The sequence below is a fragment of the Schumannella sp. 10F1B-5-1 genome (assembly GCF_006517535.1).
Lineage (GTDB): Bacteria > Actinomycetota > Actinomycetes > Actinomycetales > Microbacteriaceae > Schumannella.
The window spans coordinates 1-270 of record NZ_VHQH01000251.1; the positions used below are offsets into that span (position 1 = coordinate 1).

General features: G+C 70.7%; 1 pseudogene. It reads right to left on the reverse strand.

Annotated elements, in window-relative coordinates:
• A pseudogene (locus tag FJ658_RS15600) lies at positions 1-270 on the reverse strand (alpha-L-arabinofuranosidase); the annotation flags it as partial.

The following is a 270-nucleotide window of genomic DNA, read 5'->3' on the forward strand; positions in this document are numbered from 1 at the left end:
CAGGTCCCGGCCGTTCGCGCGTCGGCTCTCGCTGAGGGCGGTGCCGCCGCGGATGTTGGTGTACTCGAGCAGGTCCAGCGCCTCGGCGACCCCCCGGGTTCCGAGGTTGACGGCGAGCATGAGCTCCGAGCCGACCTGCTCGAGCCAGGTCTGGAACTCGTGCAGCCCCACCTCGTTGGTCTCGGTCGAGTGCCAGGCCAGATCGAGACGACGCGGACGCTCGGCCCGGGGCCCGACCGAGTCCTCCCAGCGGAACCCCGAGACGAAGTT